This is a genomic window from Bacteroidota bacterium (assembly GCA_041658205.1).
Lineage (GTDB): Bacteria > Bacteroidota > Ignavibacteria > UBA10030 > UBA8401 > UBA8401.
Genome location: JBBAAO010000002.1, coordinates 367,934 through 385,606, shown reverse-complemented (window position 1 = coordinate 385,606; position 17,673 = coordinate 367,934). Strand labels below are relative to the sequence as shown.

Below are 17,673 nucleotides of genomic sequence, written 5' to 3'. Positions count from 1 at the left end.
ATAAACATTGAGCATATACTATGAATCCCCTCAAAGATAAAATCGTTTTTATTACCGGAGCATCATCCGGAATTGGAAAAGCTACTGCGGTTAAATTTGCTGAATGCGGAGCCCGAATCCTCATCTGCGCACGACGGAATGAAAAAGTTCAATCGCTTGCAAGCGATCTTACAAAACAATTCAACATCGATTCATATGCTTTTCAACTTGATGTCAGGAAACAATCCGACGTAGAAAAAGCCTTAGCCGCTCTTCCCGACCAATGGAAAAGTATTTCCGTATTGCTCAATAATGCCGGACTTTCCCGCGGATTGGACAATATACAGGATGCGAAGATTGAAGACTGGGATGAAATGATCGACACAAATGTAAAAGGATTGTTGTACATAACACGTGCAGTGCTTCCGGGAATGATTAAACGGAACGAAGGACATATCATCAATATCGGCTCCGTTGCCGGACATTGGACCTATGCAAAAGGAAATGTTTATGCTGCAACGAAATTCGCGGTGAATGCTCTTTCTCAAGGAATGAAAATGGATCTTCTTGGCACTCCAATCCGCGTAACGTCTATCGATCCCGGATTAGTGGAAACTGATTTCAGTATCGTGCGTTTTCATGGAGATCAAGAACGGGCAAAAAAAGTGTACGAAGGATTAACTCCGCTGACACCGGAAGATATTGCTGAATCGATCGTCTGGGCGGCAACCAGGCCTCCCCATGTGAATGTGAATAATATAATCTTGATGGCGACTGACCAATCCTCGCCGACAATGGTTCATCGAAAATAATTTGATATCCACGAACAATTTGGTACAACTATGAAACTATTCTTCCTATTTTTTTTTATCACGATGATTTCCATCGCACAAAAAAAGAACCCCCCAATTACATTGGATGATATTGCTGAACAGTATGTTCGCTTAGTGCTCGATATCGGCCAGCATGACCCTGACTATGTAGATGCATATTACGGACGTGGAGATTGGCAGGAATCGGCAAAAAAAATGAAGTACCAGTTAACAGCTTTACTGGACAGGACCGAAGCGATCATCACCCGGTTGAAACGGGTTCGCGTCCCCAAAAAAGATGTGCTTCTGACACTTCGCAAATCATATTTGCACAAACAACTGACTGCCGCATCTGCAAAAATTAATATGCTGATGGGTGTCCACTATTCGTTTAATGATGAAGCGAAAAAATTATACGATGCAACTCCTCCAAAATATTCCGAAACACACTTCAAAAGAATTCTTCGCGATCTTGATAAATTCCTTCCCGCAGGAACAGGAACGGTCAGCGAACGGTATCAACAATTCCGGAATCAATTTATTATTCCAAAAGAAAAATTGGATACAGTCTTCCAAACAGCAATCATCGAATGTCGAACCAGGACAAGACAATTTATTTCCCTGCCGGAACATGAAAGTTTTGTTGTTGAATATGTAAACAATAAACCTTGGAGTGGATACAATTGGTATAAGGGAAATGCTCACAGCATTATTCAAGTAAATACCGACCTTCCCATTTTTATTGATCGCGCCGTAGATCTTGCCGCACACGAAGGATATCCCGGTCATCACGTGTATAATGTTTTACTCGAAACAGAATTATTACGGAAAAAAGGATGGATGGAATTTTGTATTTATCCTCTCTTTAGTCCACAGTCACTTATTGCAGAAGGAAGCGCGAATTACGGTATTGAAGTAGTTCTGCCGGATGTGGAACGGCTTAATTTTGAGAAGAATACTCTTTTTCCTCTCGCAGGACTCGACGCATCGCAAGCTGAACATTATTATCAAATTCAGTCGCTTTTCGGAAAACTTGCCTACGCCGGAAATGAAGCAGCGCGGGGATATTTAGATGGAACATTCGACAAAGAACAAACACTCCATTGGTTAACAACATATGCATTATTCGATTCTGCTCGAGCAGAACAACGAATACGTTTCATTGAAAAATATCGAAGTTATGTCATCAATTATAATCTTGGACAAGATTTGGTCCGAGGTTATGTTGAAAAAAAATCTGGAAAAAAACCTACTGCGGCAAAACGATGGTCAGTCTTTGGCGAATTGATTTCGTCTCCAAGGATGCCGAGCGACTTAAAATAATACTACTCAATAGTTTTCAAGGAATTCCATATGAAGTTTTTCTTGTCATTTTTTTTTATCCTTACCCAATTACTCACTGCAGGAAAAAAAGAAGAGACCCAAACTTTGGCAATAAAGGAATATTGGCGGATTACATCGGAATTGTCACAACTCTCCTCTCAGAGTGTTTTGTCATCTCCAATCGAAAATATTTCGTTTGTGCGAGACGCCGCAACATTTACTCTTACCTCCGGCACCCTCTATCAGCTTCCGTCATTGAACAATAACTTCCATGCTCTTCTCTTCATAGGAAAAGGGTCAGCAACTATCGTTCCGCCATCGGATATTGAACAAAAGCAGCTGAATCGGTTTTTTGACGAACGTCTTTTTCCGCTTGAATTTAAAACTCTTTTTTTGATCTTCACAGATTCAACATTTACGGAGCTTTCACGGCGTTGTGCATTCGTCAAAACTGAGATGCCTTCCGACGGAAAATCCGCAGTTGAACATTCGTTATTGATGTTTCGAAACGACGATACTGATGAATTCGATTTTGATATTCTCCGACCATTTCTTTTTCAAGATTCACAGGAGATGTTTTACGCTCATTTCTATAAAAAGAAGAGCGAGTCGTTTTTCTTCAACATCGATCCATATGAAGATGAAGAAATATCCTTCGGAAAAATGCTGCAAAGCGGATACCTGCTCTCTCCATCAGGATATCGAGAGACTATCGTTCAATTTCATAAGAAAAATACTGCAGGTGTATCAGTTATATATCAGTCCGGAATAAAAATGGGGGCAGAGATATTACACTATTCTATGGACAACCGTTTTGCCAATAATCTTACATTAACATCGCATTGCACCATTTCGTTTATCAATGAAGTTGAGTCACGGAAATGGATTCCATTCTCTCTCTATCATACTATGAATGTGGATTCAATAGTTTGGAGCGACGGTAAAAAAGCTGACTTCGTCCGATTGAAGGAATCCGGATTATTTTGGCTGTATGACAGTGCTGGTTTTAAGGAACGACAAACGTATACGATGATCGTCTATTCCCAAGGAGAGATCATCAATCGGGATGAAGGATGGTATTCGCTAAAAACATCTACCTCGTGGTATCCGCATACGCTGAAATACAGAGAGAAATCAACGTACGATCTTAAATTTTCTGTACCGACGCTGTATCAATTTACAAGTATCGGAACAAAAGTATCGACGGCAAGCGATGGCGATAATACGGTTACAGAATGGAAACTTGCTTCACCGGGACGAAATGCATCCTTCATGATCGGAAGATTTAAAGAATATACCGCTAGTCCGGACAGCACTCCGCCAATCACCGTGTATGTTTCGAATGCACATGATGCACAATTGAAAAATTATCTTTCCCAAGCCGGCGTACTATCGGGAAAAGATATGGACAAACAGGTTGCCGGAGATATCGAAAACAGTATCCGGTTTTTTCAGCATCTCTATGGAAAAGCATCAACACAACAATTCACCGCAATTGAAATTCCCGGAGGACATGGAGAGGCCTTCCCCGGCCTGGTCCATCTCTCCTGGTCCACATTTCAAAACACGGAAAGCGACGGAACGGATGAAATTTTCCGCGCCCACGAAGTAGCCCATCAATGGTGGGGAATCGGTGTCAATTTCAATACATATCATGATCAATGGCTAAGCGAAGCGTTCGCGGACTATTCCGGATTGTGGTATATGCAGGTGATTATTCACGACAATGAAAAATTCTTTGAACAACTTCGGAAGTATAAGACACTGATCATGTCGAACAGGAAATATCTTCTAGGAAGCGGACAGGAAGCAGGTCCCATCTGGCTGGGGTATAGAACAAGTTCGAGTTCAACGGAGGGGGATTACAGTCTTATCATTTACAAAAAAGGAGCTTGGGTGCTCCACATGCTTCGCAATATGGCGCTTGAATTAAAAACTATGAAAGAAGATGTTTTCCAGGGAATGATGAAAGAATTCTACCAAACTAATCGCGGCAAGAGCGTGTCAACAGCCGATTTTCAAAAAATCACCGAGAAATATTTTAATATTCCGATGGATTGGTTCTTCAAGCAATGGGTCTATAACACAGAAATTCCTACGTATTCCATCCTTTATAAATTACAAAAACAGGAGAATGGAAAATATAAAGTTCATTGTACGGTAAAGCAGGCTAATGTCCCGGACGATTTTCAAATGTATGTTCCGTTCTTGATTGATTTTGGCGAGAAGAGATACGCCCGATTGCGGTATCTCGTCAAAGGTCCGGTCACGGAATTCGAATTTCCATTGATGCCTTTGAAACCGGAAGAGATCAAATTCAACGATCTTGAATCCGTTTTGTGCGAAATTGAAGACGAGGATTGGGATTAATCGGATAATGTACTCCGTTGAATATGCACTGGGTTTGCTAATTCCTTTTAGGATGTTGCATGCCGAGCATTAACGCGGTATCTTTGAGAAATAATAATCTTGTCACTGCTATTCAAGAGGTTCACATGCCTCAACCAAAAACAACCTACGCACGCGTTCATTTCTGAATTTGTTCTTCTTTCAATTGACTGTTGAGTGATCCTCAATCTGTTTTTTATTTTAAACATTGAAAGGAAACAATTGTGAATAATAAAAACTTACATCCAGAAAGCCTCATGATGTCCTACGGTTACAATCCCGAATGGTCTGAAGGGGCAATTAAGTGTCCGATCTTTCAAACTTCCACATTTGTATTTAAAACAGCTGAAGAAGGAAAAGCATTCTTCGAAGTTGCCTATGGCAAACGGGAACAACGTCCGAATGAAAAGCTCGGTCTCATTTACAGCCGCATCAATAATCCCGATCTGGAAATATTGGAGAATCGATTGACGTTGTGGGATGGTGCGGAAGATTGTGCTGTTTTTGAAAGTGGAATGTCTGCCATTTCTACTGTCTTGCTGGAATTCTTAAAACCGGGTGATACTATTTTGTACAGTTCTCCTCTGTATGGTGGAACAGAACATTTTTTGCAGCATGTCTTAACGCAATTTGGAATCAATATTATTCGATTCAAAACGGGTGAGTTTCGCGAAGAAGTGATCGACATTGTGGAGCAGAGCGGACATGCGGACACTCTCAAGATGATCTATATTGAAACACCGGCAAACCCTACGCTCGATCTTATTGATATTGCCTGCTGTAAAGAGATTGCAACATATTTTTCGACAAAAGAAAAAGAAGTCTATCTTGCCGTTGATAACACATACTTTGGTCCATTGTGGCAGCATCCTTTAAAACATGGAGCAGATATTGTCCTCTACTCTGCTACAAAATATATTGGCGGGCACAGCGATGTTATTGCCGGCGCCGTGCTTGGTTCATCCAAAATCATTAAAAGAATAAAAACGCTGAGAACTTTTTTAGGAAATATGGCGGGACCGTGGACCGGATGGTTGTTATTGCGGAGCCTGGAGACTTTAAAACCACGTATGGAAACACAGGCGCATAATGCAAAACATGTTGCAGAATTTTTAGCACATCATCAAAAGATCGAACGGGTATACTATCTCGGATTTTTGGATAAGACAAATCCCGTTCAATATGATGTATATAAAAAACAATGTCTCTCTCCCGGCGCGATGTTGTCTTTCGATGTTGTGGGGGGTGAAAAAGAAGCATTCACATTCCTGAACAATTTAAAGTTGATTAAACTGGCAGTGAGTTTAGGAAGCACCGAAAGTCTCGCCGAACATCCGGCAACTATGACACACATGGATCTTGATGATAACGAAAAAATAGAGCTCAATATCACGGGAAAATTGATCCGTCTCTCTGTTGGTGTTGAACATTATGACGATCTTATTGCGGATATTGCGCAGGCGTTAGATCATATTCATTTAAAGACGGATGTTTTCAATTTAACATCGGAAGAAATTGAGGCATTTTAGAAGATCTTCACTTAAGCATAACAACAATCTCTACTATCAAATCCACATCTTAGAGGGCTTTTTGAGATGTGGATTTTTTTTGATACCATAAAGCATTATTTAAAAAATTCCATGTCAATTTTTCGGTTGCAACAGCTCCATATGAAAAAGTATATTGAACATAAAAAAACTATGACACTTACAGCCGATACGATGTACAACGCTTTGCTCCGCAAGGACAGCACGTTCGAAGGAACCTTCTACGCCGCTATTAAAACTACCGGTATTTTCTGCCGGCCAACATGCACCGCGCGCAAACCGAAGCGGGAAAATGTTGAATATTATTCCACGCCAAAGGATGCTATTCTTCACGGATACCGTCCCTGCAAAGTCTGTGCACCAATGACCGTTGTGGGCGATTATCCCACTGAAATCAAGAAAATAATTTTCCGCATTACGGAACATCCGTTGGACAAATTGAAGGATGGCGACCTCCGTTCCATGAATATTGAGCCAAATCGGATCCGTCGTTGGTTTAAACGACATCATGGCATCACATTTCATTCATACCAACGGATGATGCGGATCAACAGCGCGTTCAAAAAATTATCGGAAGGAGAATCGGTCACTTCCGCAGCGTATGACAGTGGATATGAATCACTCAGCGGATTCAGCGATGCATTCCGATCACTTATCGGAAAAGCTCCGTCGGATCATTCTGCAACGAATATCATTACCATCACTCGATTTCCTACTCCATTGGGACCGATGTTTGCGTGCGCTACTAATGAGGGAATTTGTTTATTGGAATACACTGACCGACGAATGCTGGAGTTTGAATTGCGCGATATCCGTAAACGATTACACGGATCGATTCTCTTCGGCTCTAATAAACATTTGGAACGATTGCAGGTTCAATTGAAAGAATATTTTGACGGAAAACGAAAAACATTCGATCTTCCGTTGATCACACCGGGGACCGAATTTCAGAACAGAGTTTGGAAACAGCTTCACAACATTCCGTACGGCGAAACTGTTTCCTATAAACAGCAGGCGGAACGAATGAAACACGGTAAAGCAGTACGGGCTGTGGCCAATGCCAATGGATTCAACCGAATGTCGATCATTATCCCCTGCCACCGCGTGATAGGGAGCGATGGGAGTTTGACCGGATATGGTGGGGGATTATGGCGTAAGAAATGGCTGTTAGATTTTGAAAAGAAGAATAGATAAGAATGATTACACAGATGTCGCAGAAAAATCGCAGATTTTATTCTGCATCACTGCCGTCCAAAATAAATCGCAAGTGAATACAAAATTGGCCATAGTATCTCAAATTGGACAAATATTTTTTTAAAAAAACAAGTAGTAAGCCCTCTTTGCCGTATTGTAGAGATCGTATTAAAGTGCGTGGGTGCCTGCCTGCACCAAAGGTGTCGCTTCGCGAACGGCGGGGCAGGCGAAATTTAGGAGGATTGAGCGAATGGGAAAGCGATGAATGACGGGACTTTTGATGGCGCGATTCGCGCCATCAACGGGCAAGAGCGAACGGGATTCATCGCGCGCGTTAAATTTCGTAAGGAGTTCTTTTGCTTCTTTTCTTGCTCCGTCAAGAAAAGAAGTGAGTGAAGTATCTTGTTGTTTTTATCAATGTGTTTTGGACAAATCTGATTCTGCTTACATCTGCCGGAAACAATTTATTTTAACGGCTGATTGCCAATTCCTTTTTTCTTCATTAACAATTCAATATCAGAAATTTCTCTCACTGCGCTTACGGAAAGATTTTCATTTCCATTTTCGGTTACCAAGATTACATCCTCGATCCGAATTCCAATATTAAAATATTTCTTATCGACACCCTCGCTGTTTTCAGGAATATAGATTCCCGGTTCAACGGTGTAGAGCATTCCGGAAACCATCATTTGTTGTCCCACATCATGAACATTTAATCCAACAGGATGTCCGAGTCCATGATTGTAAAACTTTTTGAATCCCATTCCCTCTTTTTGTTTCATAATTCCCAACGAGAACAATCCTTCCACAATCACAGAATCGGCAGCAGCGGAAACTTCATTCCACATCACTCCCGGTTTAATTTTGGCGATTGCTGCTTTCTGTGCATTTAAAACAATCTGATAGATCTCTTTTTGTTCTTTGGTGAATTTACCATTTGCCGGGTAGGAGCGTGTCACATCACTGGAATAACCACGATATTCCGCAGCACAATCGGAAAGAACAATATCGCCATTATTAATTTTTTTCCTGTTGGTATTGTAATGAAGAATAACGGAATTTTCTGCAGTCCCATTGATGCAGGGATAACCATTAAACTCAGATCCTTGACGTTGAAACGCATATTCATACAATGCCTGCACTTCATATTCATACATTCCCGGCTCAACAGAAATCATTGCCTGATTGTGGGCAATGGCGCTGATCTCGCTCGCTTTTCGCAGCATCTCAATCTCCTGCTTGGACTTGATGATGCGCATCGTATGGACGATCGCGTTCGGGTCACGTAATTCAATTTTTGAATTATATCGTTTGGCATTATCAACATATGACACGATGGGTGAAAGAAGTTCACGCAACTGACCGGTGACATCGGATGTCACTGATTGTGCATAGAGATATTTGATCCCGGAAAATAATGTCTGCTGAAAAATTGATTTAAATTTATCATTCGGCAACGAGGATTGAATGCCGATAATCTTCATTGCACCTTCCGTTCCATAGCGACGCCCTGTCCACGCTTCAGCCTGCGGATTTCGTGCCTGAACAAATAACACTTCGTTTGTTGTTATTGTTGTAGAATCATTCACTTTTACGCGAATTCCTTTTGGAGAAAGAATAAGCAATGCGTTCGCTTCGGTAAAGCCTGTTAAATAATAAAAATTATCTGCCTGTCGATAGAGAAAATCGACATCACCGTTTCGCATCCGTTCCGGTGATGAATAAAAGACAGCAGCCGCATCCTGACCGATCATTTTCATCACAGAATCCCGACGCGTTTTGTATTCGGAAGGAGTAATAACGTCCGTATCATACTGGATGTATTTTAGTCCGTCATTTTCCTGTGCAATTCCTAATGTTACCAAACCAAGAATGATATACCATGCAGATTTCATTATTTCTCCTCAATTTTTAGTGGGACAATATACAACGAAAAATGGGAAGTGGGAACATGATAGGAAATTATTGCGATAATCGTCAAGATACCGAATCAATTAAAAATTCGTTTAATTGCAGTTGTTCTTTTCCACAATTGAAAAAATAAACCTCTGGAGTCCATGATTATATAAAGAGAAACCGTCTTTTATGATATCATTTTATCAATGACATTTGTGTTGTACCGAGAAACTCGCCTGCGCGAAGTGTGCAAAAATATGTTCCGCTGGGTAACATCGTTCCATCAAATTGCACTGTATGTGTTCCTGCATTTTTTTTCTCGTTGAGCAGATTTGCAACAATCTTTCCGGCAGCATCATAAATGTTCAACACCGCGAATTCTTCCCTTTCCAATGAAAATCGAATTTCCGTTTTCGGATTAAACGGATTCGGGTAGTTTTGCAGTAATCCCAACGGCAACGGACTTCCCGCCTCTGCCTTCTTCACCTTCGTAATTGTTGAGGGCGAAACAATGATGATGCATTTCGTCAGTTCATCCGAGCTGATGTAAAGATTGCCACGCATATCGGTTTCCACTCCAACAGGTCTTCCCCATGCAGATTTACCAACGGAATCTGTCAAAAAGCCCTGCACAAAATCTGCAACATAATTTGCCGTTGTGTCGCTTTCGTTATCAAATCCCAAGTAGACTATTTTGAAACCGGTTGCATATGTTCTATTCCATGAACCACGCAATGCAGAAAAAGCTCCATGGCGAAATTGTTGCGGAAAAGATCCGTTGGAAAATTCGATAGCCATCGGTGCACTGTGAGCCTGAATAAGCGCGCCAGGTTGGATCATTGATTTCACTTTTGCGCTGTCTTGAGCATTCAACGGCAGAAGCGATTGATATGATGCGTTGGCATTAAAGTTGACCCACACACCGTGAGCAAACGCATACGGGTACCCGTAAAATCCTCCGTCACGGACGATGTCAATCCATTCAGGAGGGATATTATCTCCTTGCCAATCGAATCCATTATTGTTCGCCCACAATCGTCCATTGCGCAACGTCATTCCAATAGCATTGCGGCACCCTGTTGCAAAGACTCTCCGTCCGGTTCCGTCGTCATTCCACTCTTCAATGATCGCTCGATTTTCTTCGCGGCAGGTATTACAGAGAGATCCAATTGACAGATACATTTTTTTCTTTATCGGATCGAACACAATCGTTCGAGTATCATGTCCTCCCCCTCCTTGCTGTCCTCCTGTAACCATCGTAACAAATGTGGATTTTGTTTCATAGATACCGTCGCCATTCGCATCAATACATTTTGTCACTTTTGTTTCTTCCGCAACATACATTGCACCATTGTAGAATTTAAGATCATGCGATTTTGAAAATCCCGAAGCAACAATAATAGCCGTGTCAGCAACACCGTCAACATTTTTATCAGGAAGAGCAACGATTGCACCCCCATTTTTATCGGCAACATGCAGCACACTGTCGGGACTCCACGCAAAGAATCGCGGTTTCGAAAGTCCACCGACATGAAATATTTTTGCGGTGTATCCTGTTGGCAAAGAAAGAGAAAGATTTTCAGAGACTGTTCCTTTGAACTTTTGCGGCACGACCACCAAGCTCGATTGAAGAGCAAGATCAACAATCGGTGTCATCTTTACCGATGACGGAAGCGGCTGTGACGAACAATTGGAAAAGAATAGAATGAACAGGAGAAATATCGGGATGATCTGTTTCATATATTTACTCAACTTTTTTTGGAATGCTGTAATATGGTTTGGTTAATACTGAATCGGTGATGAATACATGATACATTTCATCTCGCATCAAATCAATCAGTGATACTTCCGTACCGTCGAGCAATGCTTTCGTTAAAACCAGTCGAACACCGTGACTGTAATCCATATACGTATCTTGATGCCAGTTGTTTGGTGGTTGAATCGGAACACCTTCCGCTGTATGCCAACCATAAATAACCACTGGCGACGGTCTGTTCGGTCTCAATTGAGAATAGATCTTTTCATGGATAATAATATCTTTTTTATGTCCCGCTACAAGTGAACCGAGCGGAAATGTTGCAAGAAGCGGATTTCTGATTGATTGCACCGAATCATTATGTTGAATGAATCGCGGTACTTTTATCATGTCTGTATCTGGGGGGATTGGCTGAGGACGAAGTTTTACTGTTGCTGCTTTGTAGATTTGATCAACCATATTTTTCGTCGGCAAGGTACAATGCAGTGAATCTGCAATCCTTTGTGCAAGAAAAGGTGTCATTGGACAAAGAAAATAATCGCTGTCATGGCCAATGGCAAGATATTCCGGCGCGACAAAATATTTCAACTGCATCGTCTTTCCGTTGATCTCTTTCACAATTTCTATGGGAACAAACGTGCGAATAAATTTCGGAATATTCCCAGAACATACCTGTTGAAATATCTCTTCTTCACGATCAGTACGAGTAAGGGGAATAAGTGATACACTGAAATTACTTCCGCCTGATGCATCGACATTCCGTTGAGGAAGATTTAATTCCTGGGCAGAGAGAAGTGCCGATGCAATTAGGATAAAGACAATTGATTTCATAGTCTAAAATAAAAAAGGGGAAGCATAAATGCTTCCCCTTTGCCCTTAATAATTCACCTCTTCTTACTTTCGATATCCGTACTGCATATCAATCTTAAAACTGCCATTATTCCCATTCATTAAGAGAGTTCCATTCCCGCTTCCTACCGTCACAGTAAAATCACGATTGATAGAACGTTCTTTATAGAGATCGCCCCGCTGGAACGTGATTTCAGCAGTGTAATTGCCGCTGATGGTTCCACTAATGGCATTATAGAAATTACTTCTCCATGTCGTGCTCAATAATGGACGATATCTTGGCGCTTTTACATTAACGCTTGTGAGCGTTAATGTGCTCTTATGTGTCCGCTGCATATTTCGTGTTGTGATAGTATCAGTTCCTGATCGGACATAATTACTATCTAACGTGATTGTCACGGTATCTTTGTTAATATTATTCGAAGTCCACGCACCTTTTAATTGTGTAAGACTATGCGAAACTCTGGAGTTTTGGAAAAATCCCGTGCCGCTGACAATCCAAAAGCGTAACGTTGTTGCCGTATCATTTCCGGCAATATAATTTTTTTGACCGATTCCATTTTTCAGGAAACGATAACGGTATTCTCTGGTAATGGACCGCTTCACAAGATTGTTCTGTTGTGAACGGTTCACGGAAACAGTCCACCATCCTGATACTGAATCATAAATTGGAACTCCTGCTGTCACCAGATCAACACCATCCATTATCGGTGTCATTGTACCGAGAGATCCACCACCGCCCGCGATCATCACATCGGCAAAGTTTTCTGTTGCACCTCCGCTTTCATCTCCCATTGCTGCCGCAATAGATTCCGCTGCATCTTCATAGAGAACAGTGGAATCTGACTGCGGATCTGTGCTCTTCTCGCATCCGAAGATGAACAATCCTGTAATCAGCAGAAGAGAAAAAAATTGTTTTGTTGCTTTCATACTAACTCCTTAAAATTGTGATTGAATGAGATTATTGTCGTTCTCTCATTCGTTCTTCCATTTCTTTTTGACGTTCTTTTTTATACTCTTCATATTTTGGTTTTTGTTCTTTTGTTAACAGCTTTAGAATCTCTGCATCTGTTTTTTCGGTCCGTTTTTTCATGATCTCCCGCATCGATTCACGATCTCCGTCATTTTTGTCAAATTCTGCCCGGGCTTCTTCGCGAGCTTTCAGTATTACTTCTTTTACCTTAATACTTTGTTCCGTGCTCAAACCAACTTTTTCGATGATCCGTTTCAATTGTGCTTCCGTTCTGTCTCCTCTCCCCATTCGCGGCTGTGCAATAGCGCAGGTTAGGACAGCAGCAGCAAGAATTACCATTAAAAATAGTTTTCGGGATTTCATCGTAATCTCCATACAGATTGTAACAAAGCTGTAATAGTTAATTGAGCATCTTTGACAAAGCAATATACTGGTTAGTTTAAGATGCAATGTGAGTAACAACACGATATTCACTGAAAATAAAGGAAAAAATACGTATTTTTAAGAGGATTCTATCTGAAATTGACTTCTCAAATTATGAAATCAGCGAAACAAAAGCTTATTATTCTTGGAAGCGGCTTTGCCTCTTTTAGCACTTTAAAGGGTATCAATACTCAGGCGTACGATGTGATTGTGGTAAGTCCGCGAAATCATTTTATTTTTACACCACTGCTTCCAAGCACAACCGTTGGAACAATTGAGTTCCGTTCCATTATTGAACCGATCCGCAGCGCAAAAGAAAATATCACTTTTTATCATGCGTACTGTACCGGCATTGATACTGTCAACAATACTCTTCAATGTAAAAATTCGCTGGATGGAAATGAGTTTTCCCTTTCGTTTGACAAACTTGTGATCGGAGTCGGTGCTATCAGCAATACGTTTGGTATAGAAGGAGTGGAACAATACGGATTATTTTTAAAAGAGTTGACTGATGCCCGGGCCATTCGTCAGCGGATAATAGAAAATTTTGAACGAGCCAGCACACCCAATCTTCCCTTTGAAGAAAGAAAACGGTTGGTACATTTCGTTGTTGTCGGCGGCGGACCGACTGGCGTGGAATTCGCAGCAGAGCTTCATGATTTTCTTACAGAAGATCTTGTTGATTCTTATCCCACCGTCGTGCCTGATGTAACTATCACACTCTTTGAAGCAGGCGATGCTTTATTAAGTACATTTGATGCCGCTCTGAGTGATTACACAATCAAAATTTTTCAACGACAAAAAATTTCTGTACGTCTTCAATCTCAAGTAGCAAAAGTGGAAAAAAAAGAAATCCTCTTGAAGGATAGCTCGCGTATTCCGTATGGAATGATGGTATGGTCGACAGGAAATACACATACACCATTTGTAAAATCGCTGCCGTTCGAAAAAGATCGAGGATCACGCTTGATCACCAATGAATATTTTCAGCTAAAGGGATTTAAACACATTTATTCACTTGGAGACTGCGCAACAATTGAGGGAAATCTTCTTCCGGCAACATCGCAAGTAGCACAGCAGGAAGGATATTATCTTGCAAAGAGTCTGAATGCATTAGCGAAGGAGCGTCCAATAACACCGTTCATCTATCATCATCGGGGAATGCTGGCATATATCGGAAGCAACCGCGCACTTGCTGATCTGCCTCAGGTAAAAGGACGAGGGTTTTCAACATGGATATTCTGGCGTTCGGCATATTTGACTAAACTTGTCAGCTGGAAAAATAAAATTCTTGTCGTATTTGATTGGATAAAGACATTTGTTTTTGGAAGAGATTCGAGCAGATTTTAATGACCAATTTTACCCATCACTATATTAAAGAGATCCTTTCTGCGCACAAACGGATACCACTGTCACCCGTCGGATGTCGAAAAGCGTGTGTGATGGTAACGCTTGTCAATAAAGAAAATCATTTGCATCTTCTTTTGACGAAACGAACTGATTCGGTTGAGCATCACAAAGGGCAGATTTCTTTTCCGGGCGGAATGGTTGACGAAGAAGATAAATCCGATACGGCAACCGCACTTCGGGAAGTTGAAGAAGAAATCGGGATTCCCCGTTCATCAATTACGATTCTCGGAACATTGGATGATATTTATATTCCAAGTGGATTTGTTGTTACACCAATTGTCGGTTATATTGAATCCTTCACGGATGTAAAAACAAATCCCGATGAAGTTGCCGAAGTATTATTAATTCCGTTGGAAAAATTTTTCGATCTGTCGCTGCGTCATTTAGAGACCCGCGAATTAAAAGGGGTTCAGCGTCAGGTTTATTTTTACGATGTTTGGAAAGAACCGGTCTGGGGTGCAACAGCACACATCATTAAGCAGTTGACAGATCTTGTTTCATCGCATTAAATACCATTGAAAGACATGTCCACCGCAATATCCATTAAAAATCTTGTTAAAGAATATCACCGGAAGCGTGAAGCACCGCTGCGTGCCGTAGACGATATTTCCTTTGACGTTGAATCCGGAAAAATTTTTGGACTGCTCGGGCCAAACGGGGCAGGGAAATCAACAACCATTAAGATTCTTTCCACACTCGTTCCGCCAACTTCGGGAACTGTCCTGATCAATGGATTCGACGTTGTGCAGAAATCATTGGAAGTCCGAAAAAACCTCTGCGTTGTGCTGCAAGAAAGCGCCGTTGAAGTATTTCTGACCGTGAAACATAATTTCCTTACCTATGGAAAATTCCATGGAATGTCCTCTGCCGAGATCGAGAAGAAAGTGGGACGTGTGGTGGAATTGTTCAGCTTACACGACGTGATCAATCAAAAACCGATTGATCTGAGCGGAGGAATAAAACGACGTGTTCAGGTGGCAAAAATGTTTTTGGTTGATAAACCAATTGTTTTTTTGGACGAAGCAACAACCGGGATGGATACGTTCAACAAACGAGCAACAGTGAAAGCAATCAGAGAAGAAGCGGAACGCGGACGAACGATCCTTTTGACGACACACATGCTTGAAGAGGCGGAAGAATTGTGCCATTCCATTGCGATTATCAATCACGGAAAAATTGTCGCCAGCGGAACCACCGATGATGTGAAGAAAATGGGACTGCAGTTGTTTTATCTTTCCTTGAAGTTCAGCGAGATGGGAAAAGAACTGGAAGAATTGATTCAAAAATTTGCTCCTGTAAAGATTGAGATTGTGAACAATGAAGCAACAGTGACTGTGCGGGAACATAATGTTGCCTTAAACATTCTTTCGCTGGCACAATCGTCCGGTGCATTGAAACATTTTGAAATTTCCACCGCTTCGCTGGAGGATGTTTTTGTTGAATTGATTGACGGTAAGAAGATGAGGACAACTCGATGAGGAATGTTGCTGCCGTCGTCTACCGCGATGCACTTATAAGGCTTACCAGTTTTACATGGCTCTTCTTTGATATGGCTGTTCCGCTGCTCTACTTGTTAATGTTTGGAGTCGGTTTCAATAAAGCCGTTGGACTCGGCGTGAATACAATGGGTACGTCAATTCCGTACAACGATTTTTTTCTTGCCGGCGTACTCTCAATGGCATGTTTCGGAAGTGCAATTAATCAAGCATATGGATTTTTTGTTGATCGCGATAACGGTATCTTCTACGAATTTCTTACCTATCCGATGACGCGGGGGGAGTTACTTCTAGGGAAAATGATCTTTCAATGCGTGATGGCCTTAGCACAAACCGCACTGACGTTGAGCGCCGCAATATTTATCCTCGGCATCAATGTAAATATTGCTTTGATACCTGTAACAATCATAGCGGTGATGGCCGGAATTGCGGGTTGGTTCTTTGCGTTGTCGATCGTCGCTTTCAAGATTCGTCGTAATGACACCTTTAATACTCTGATCAATGTTGCATACTTCGTTCTGATGTTCGTCAGCAGTATGTTCTATCCGTTGGATGCAGTGCCGGAATGGCTGCGTTACATTTCCTACGCAAATCCACTCACTTGGCATACAGACATCTTACGGTATCTCACAATTGGGATTGGGAATGGAGGAACAATAATGATCGAGGCAGTCTGTTTTCTCACGTTCCTGCTTCTTTCGTTTTGGTTTGCTCAAAACGCTTTAAAAAAAGCAGCGTAACTCTTTTCTTGTTGCATCTTCACAACTTAACCCAACGCGCCGTATAAATCTTTCGAATTTACTTTCACTCCCATCAACTTCAAGTACATAAAAAGTTCCGCTTTGTGATTTAAATGATGTTCCAGTGCAAAAAGCGACATGCGCCATTTTTGCGCACGCCCTAATTGCAGCGTATCCAATTCTCCCGTCTGAAATTCTTCGTTGTTCATTATTGAAAAAATATCAAAAAAGTATTTTACGTTTTCGCGATACAGATTCACACACTCTTCAACTGTAGCGCTCGGTGTTCTTCTGTTCGTAATAAAGACATGCCGCAGTGATGGAAGCGCCCATTCATTTTTCAGAATCCCATTTGCATTAAATCGTAACGCATACGCCATGTGATACATTAACTGACCGACGGTGAATGACTCTTCTGTTGGTTTCCAATCTTTTTGATCCGGTGGAACAAGCAAGAACATTGGTTCGGTGGGAGCCAGTTGTTTTTCGGCATAGTCGCGAAATTGCAGCGAGGTCATCTGTTATCCTTCAAATTCTGATTCAATAATGATGGTCTGATCTATAATACGAATATTTAGCACGTTTGGACGGCAGCAGACAGAACAATCCTCCGTCAAGGTTTGTTCTTCCCCTCCCTCTGGTTCTACAAAGACCTCGTTTTCTTCCCCGCAAAATGAGCAATGAAACGTTCCAAAATAATCCATAAGCCAAAAATAGAGAAGTTGGTGTAGAAAAACCACTTGGGAACAACGATATTTCGAAGACGTCTAAGGAACGATTGACTGGCTGGGATAACACCCAAATATTGCTTATCAGCCCTAATTTCAGTATTTTTATATACTTACAACGTTTTTTTCATTACAATTTATTCCATATAGAGGAGTTTT

Annotated in this window: 16 protein-coding genes; 9 read left to right on the top strand and 7 right to left on the bottom strand. The window is 41.4% G+C overall.

The genetic code is table 11. The features are described from left to right. Window positions 1-20 precede the first annotated feature (20 nt). The 5 genes from WDA22_13520 to WDA22_13500 all read left to right on the top strand — a co-directional run bounded on the left by WDA22_13520 (window position 21) and on the right by WDA22_13500 (window position 7,243). Window positions 21-791, top strand: a complete 771-nt coding sequence (locus WDA22_13520) for an SDR family oxidoreductase (GenBank protein MFA5834491.1) — start codon at window positions 21-23, stop codon at window positions 789-791. Window positions 792-821: 30 nt separating this feature from the next. Next, window positions 822-2,114, top strand: a complete 1,293-nt coding sequence (locus tag WDA22_13515) for a hypothetical protein (protein MFA5834490.1) — start codon at window positions 822-824, stop codon at window positions 2,112-2,114. 30 nt (window positions 2,115-2,144) lie between these two features. Further along, entirely contained in the window at window positions 2,145-4,484 is a 2,340-nt protein-coding gene (locus tag WDA22_13510) for a M1 family aminopeptidase (GenBank protein ID MFA5834489.1), read from the top strand. 242 nt (window positions 4,485-4,726) lie between these two features. After that, a complete protein-coding gene (locus WDA22_13505) occupies window positions 4,727-6,031 on the top strand; it encodes a cystathionine gamma-synthase family protein (GenBank protein ID MFA5834488.1) in 1,305 nt (434 codons plus the stop codon). Between the two features lie 141 nt (window positions 6,032-6,172). Further along, entirely contained in the window at window positions 6,173-7,243 is a 1,071-nt protein-coding gene (locus WDA22_13500) for a methylated-DNA--[protein]-cysteine S-methyltransferase (GenBank protein MFA5834487.1), read from the top strand. 464 nt (window positions 7,244-7,707) lie between these two features. Here WDA22_13500 and WDA22_13495 read toward each other — a convergent pair whose 3' ends face one another. The 5 genes from WDA22_13495 to WDA22_13475 all read right to left on the bottom strand — a co-directional run bounded on the left by WDA22_13495 (window position 7,708) and on the right by WDA22_13475 (window position 13,080). After that, on the bottom strand, window positions 7,708-9,138 hold the full coding sequence (locus WDA22_13495; GenBank protein ID MFA5834486.1) for an aminopeptidase P N-terminal domain-containing protein: 1,431 nt from the start codon (window positions 9,136-9,138) through the stop codon (window positions 7,708-7,710). Window positions 9,139-9,334: 196 nt separating this feature from the next. Beyond that, complete coding sequence (locus tag WDA22_13490) at window positions 9,335-10,879, bottom strand: T9SS type A sorting domain-containing protein (protein MFA5834485.1); 1,545 nt, start codon at window positions 10,877-10,879, stop codon at window positions 9,335-9,337. Window positions 10,880-10,883: 4 nt separating this feature from the next. Further along, window positions 10,884-11,726, bottom strand: a complete 843-nt coding sequence (locus WDA22_13485; GenBank protein MFA5834484.1) for a hypothetical protein — start codon at window positions 11,724-11,726, stop codon at window positions 10,884-10,886. A gap of 63 nt (window positions 11,727-11,789) precedes the next feature. Beyond that, window positions 11,790-12,674: a hypothetical protein gene (locus WDA22_13480; GenBank protein ID MFA5834483.1), complete on the bottom strand. Its 885-nt coding sequence runs from the start codon at window positions 12,672-12,674 to the stop codon at window positions 11,790-11,792. A gap of 31 nt (window positions 12,675-12,705) precedes the next feature. Beyond that, on the bottom strand, window positions 12,706-13,080 hold the full coding sequence (locus WDA22_13475) for a hypothetical protein (GenBank protein MFA5834482.1): 375 nt from the start codon (window positions 13,078-13,080) through the stop codon (window positions 12,706-12,708). Window positions 13,081-13,254: 174 nt separating this feature from the next. Here WDA22_13475 and WDA22_13470 point away from each other — a divergent pair, with 174 nt between their 5' ends. The 4 genes from WDA22_13470 to WDA22_13455 are packed head-to-tail and all read left to right on the top strand — an operon-like array spanning window position 13,255 to window position 16,786. Then, a complete protein-coding gene (locus WDA22_13470) occupies window positions 13,255-14,490 on the top strand; it encodes an FAD-dependent oxidoreductase (protein MFA5834481.1) in 1,236 nt (411 codons plus the stop codon). Continuing rightward, window positions 14,490-15,059 (top strand): CoA pyrophosphatase, encoded by a 570-nt coding sequence (locus WDA22_13465; protein ID MFA5834480.1) that lies wholly within the window; start codon window positions 14,490-14,492, stop codon window positions 15,057-15,059. The genes WDA22_13470 and WDA22_13465 overlap by 1 nt, the downstream gene beginning before the upstream one ends. 15 nt (window positions 15,060-15,074) lie before the next feature. Continuing rightward, window positions 15,075-16,028: an ABC transporter ATP-binding protein gene (locus tag WDA22_13460; protein MFA5834479.1), complete on the top strand. Its 954-nt coding sequence runs from the start codon at window positions 15,075-15,077 to the stop codon at window positions 16,026-16,028. Next, entirely contained in the window at window positions 16,025-16,786 is a 762-nt protein-coding gene (locus WDA22_13455) for an ABC transporter permease (protein ID MFA5834478.1), read from the top strand. The genes WDA22_13460 and WDA22_13455 overlap by 4 nt, the downstream gene beginning before the upstream one ends. 26 nt (window positions 16,787-16,812) lie before the next feature. On the opposite strand, the gene WDA22_13450 is transcribed toward WDA22_13455, so the two are convergent. Together WDA22_13450 and WDA22_13445 are read right to left on the bottom strand one after the other, a co-directional pair. After that, the gene (locus WDA22_13450) at window positions 16,813-17,304 is read right to left on the bottom strand and encodes a hypothetical protein (protein ID MFA5834477.1); all 492 of its coding nucleotides are present in this window, start codon (window positions 17,302-17,304) and stop codon (window positions 16,813-16,815) included. Between the two features lie 3 nt (window positions 17,305-17,307). After that, window positions 17,308-17,490: a CPXCG motif-containing cysteine-rich protein gene (locus WDA22_13445; protein MFA5834476.1), complete on the bottom strand. Its 183-nt coding sequence runs from the start codon at window positions 17,488-17,490 to the stop codon at window positions 17,308-17,310. Window positions 17,491-17,673 lie beyond the last annotated feature (183 nt).

Coding starts and splice junctions, on each gene's coding strand:
- WDA22_13520 (MFA5834491.1), top strand. CDS start 21: ATGAATCCCCTCAAAGATAAAATCGTTTTTATTACCGGAGCATCATCC.
- WDA22_13515 (MFA5834490.1), top strand. CDS start 822: ATGAAACTATTCTTCCTATTTTTTTTTATCACGATGATTTCCATCGCA.
- WDA22_13510 (MFA5834489.1), top strand. CDS start 2,145: ATGAAGTTTTTCTTGTCATTTTTTTTTATCCTTACCCAATTACTCACT.
- WDA22_13500 (MFA5834487.1), top strand. CDS start 6,173: ATGAAAAAGTATATTGAACATAAAAAAACTATGACACTTACAGCCGAT.
- WDA22_13495 (MFA5834486.1), bottom strand. CDS start 9,138: ATGAAATCTGCATGGTATATCATTCTTGGTTTGGTAACATTAGGAATT.
- WDA22_13490 (MFA5834485.1), bottom strand. CDS start 10,879: ATGAAACAGATCATCCCGATATTTCTCCTGTTCATTCTATTCTTTTCC.
- WDA22_13485 (MFA5834484.1), bottom strand. CDS start 11,726: ATGAAATCAATTGTCTTTATCCTAATTGCATCGGCACTTCTCTCTGCC.
- WDA22_13480 (MFA5834483.1), bottom strand. CDS start 12,674: ATGAAAGCAACAAAACAATTTTTTTCTCTTCTGCTGATTACAGGATTG.
- WDA22_13475 (MFA5834482.1), bottom strand. CDS start 13,080: ATGAAATCCCGAAAACTATTTTTAATGGTAATTCTTGCTGCTGCTGTC.
- WDA22_13470 (MFA5834481.1), top strand. CDS start 13,255: ATGAAATCAGCGAAACAAAAGCTTATTATTCTTGGAAGCGGCTTTGCC.
- WDA22_13465 (MFA5834480.1), top strand. CDS start 14,490: ATGACCAATTTTACCCATCACTATATTAAAGAGATCCTTTCTGCGCAC.
- WDA22_13460 (MFA5834479.1), top strand. CDS start 15,075: ATGTCCACCGCAATATCCATTAAAAATCTTGTTAAAGAATATCACCGG.
- WDA22_13455 (MFA5834478.1), top strand. CDS start 16,025: ATGAGGAATGTTGCTGCCGTCGTCTACCGCGATGCACTTATAAGGCTT.
- WDA22_13450 (MFA5834477.1), bottom strand. CDS start 17,304: ATGACCTCGCTGCAATTTCGCGACTATGCCGAAAAACAACTGGCTCCC.
- WDA22_13445 (MFA5834476.1), bottom strand. CDS start 17,490: ATGGATTATTTTGGAACGTTTCATTGCTCATTTTGCGGGGAAGAAAAC.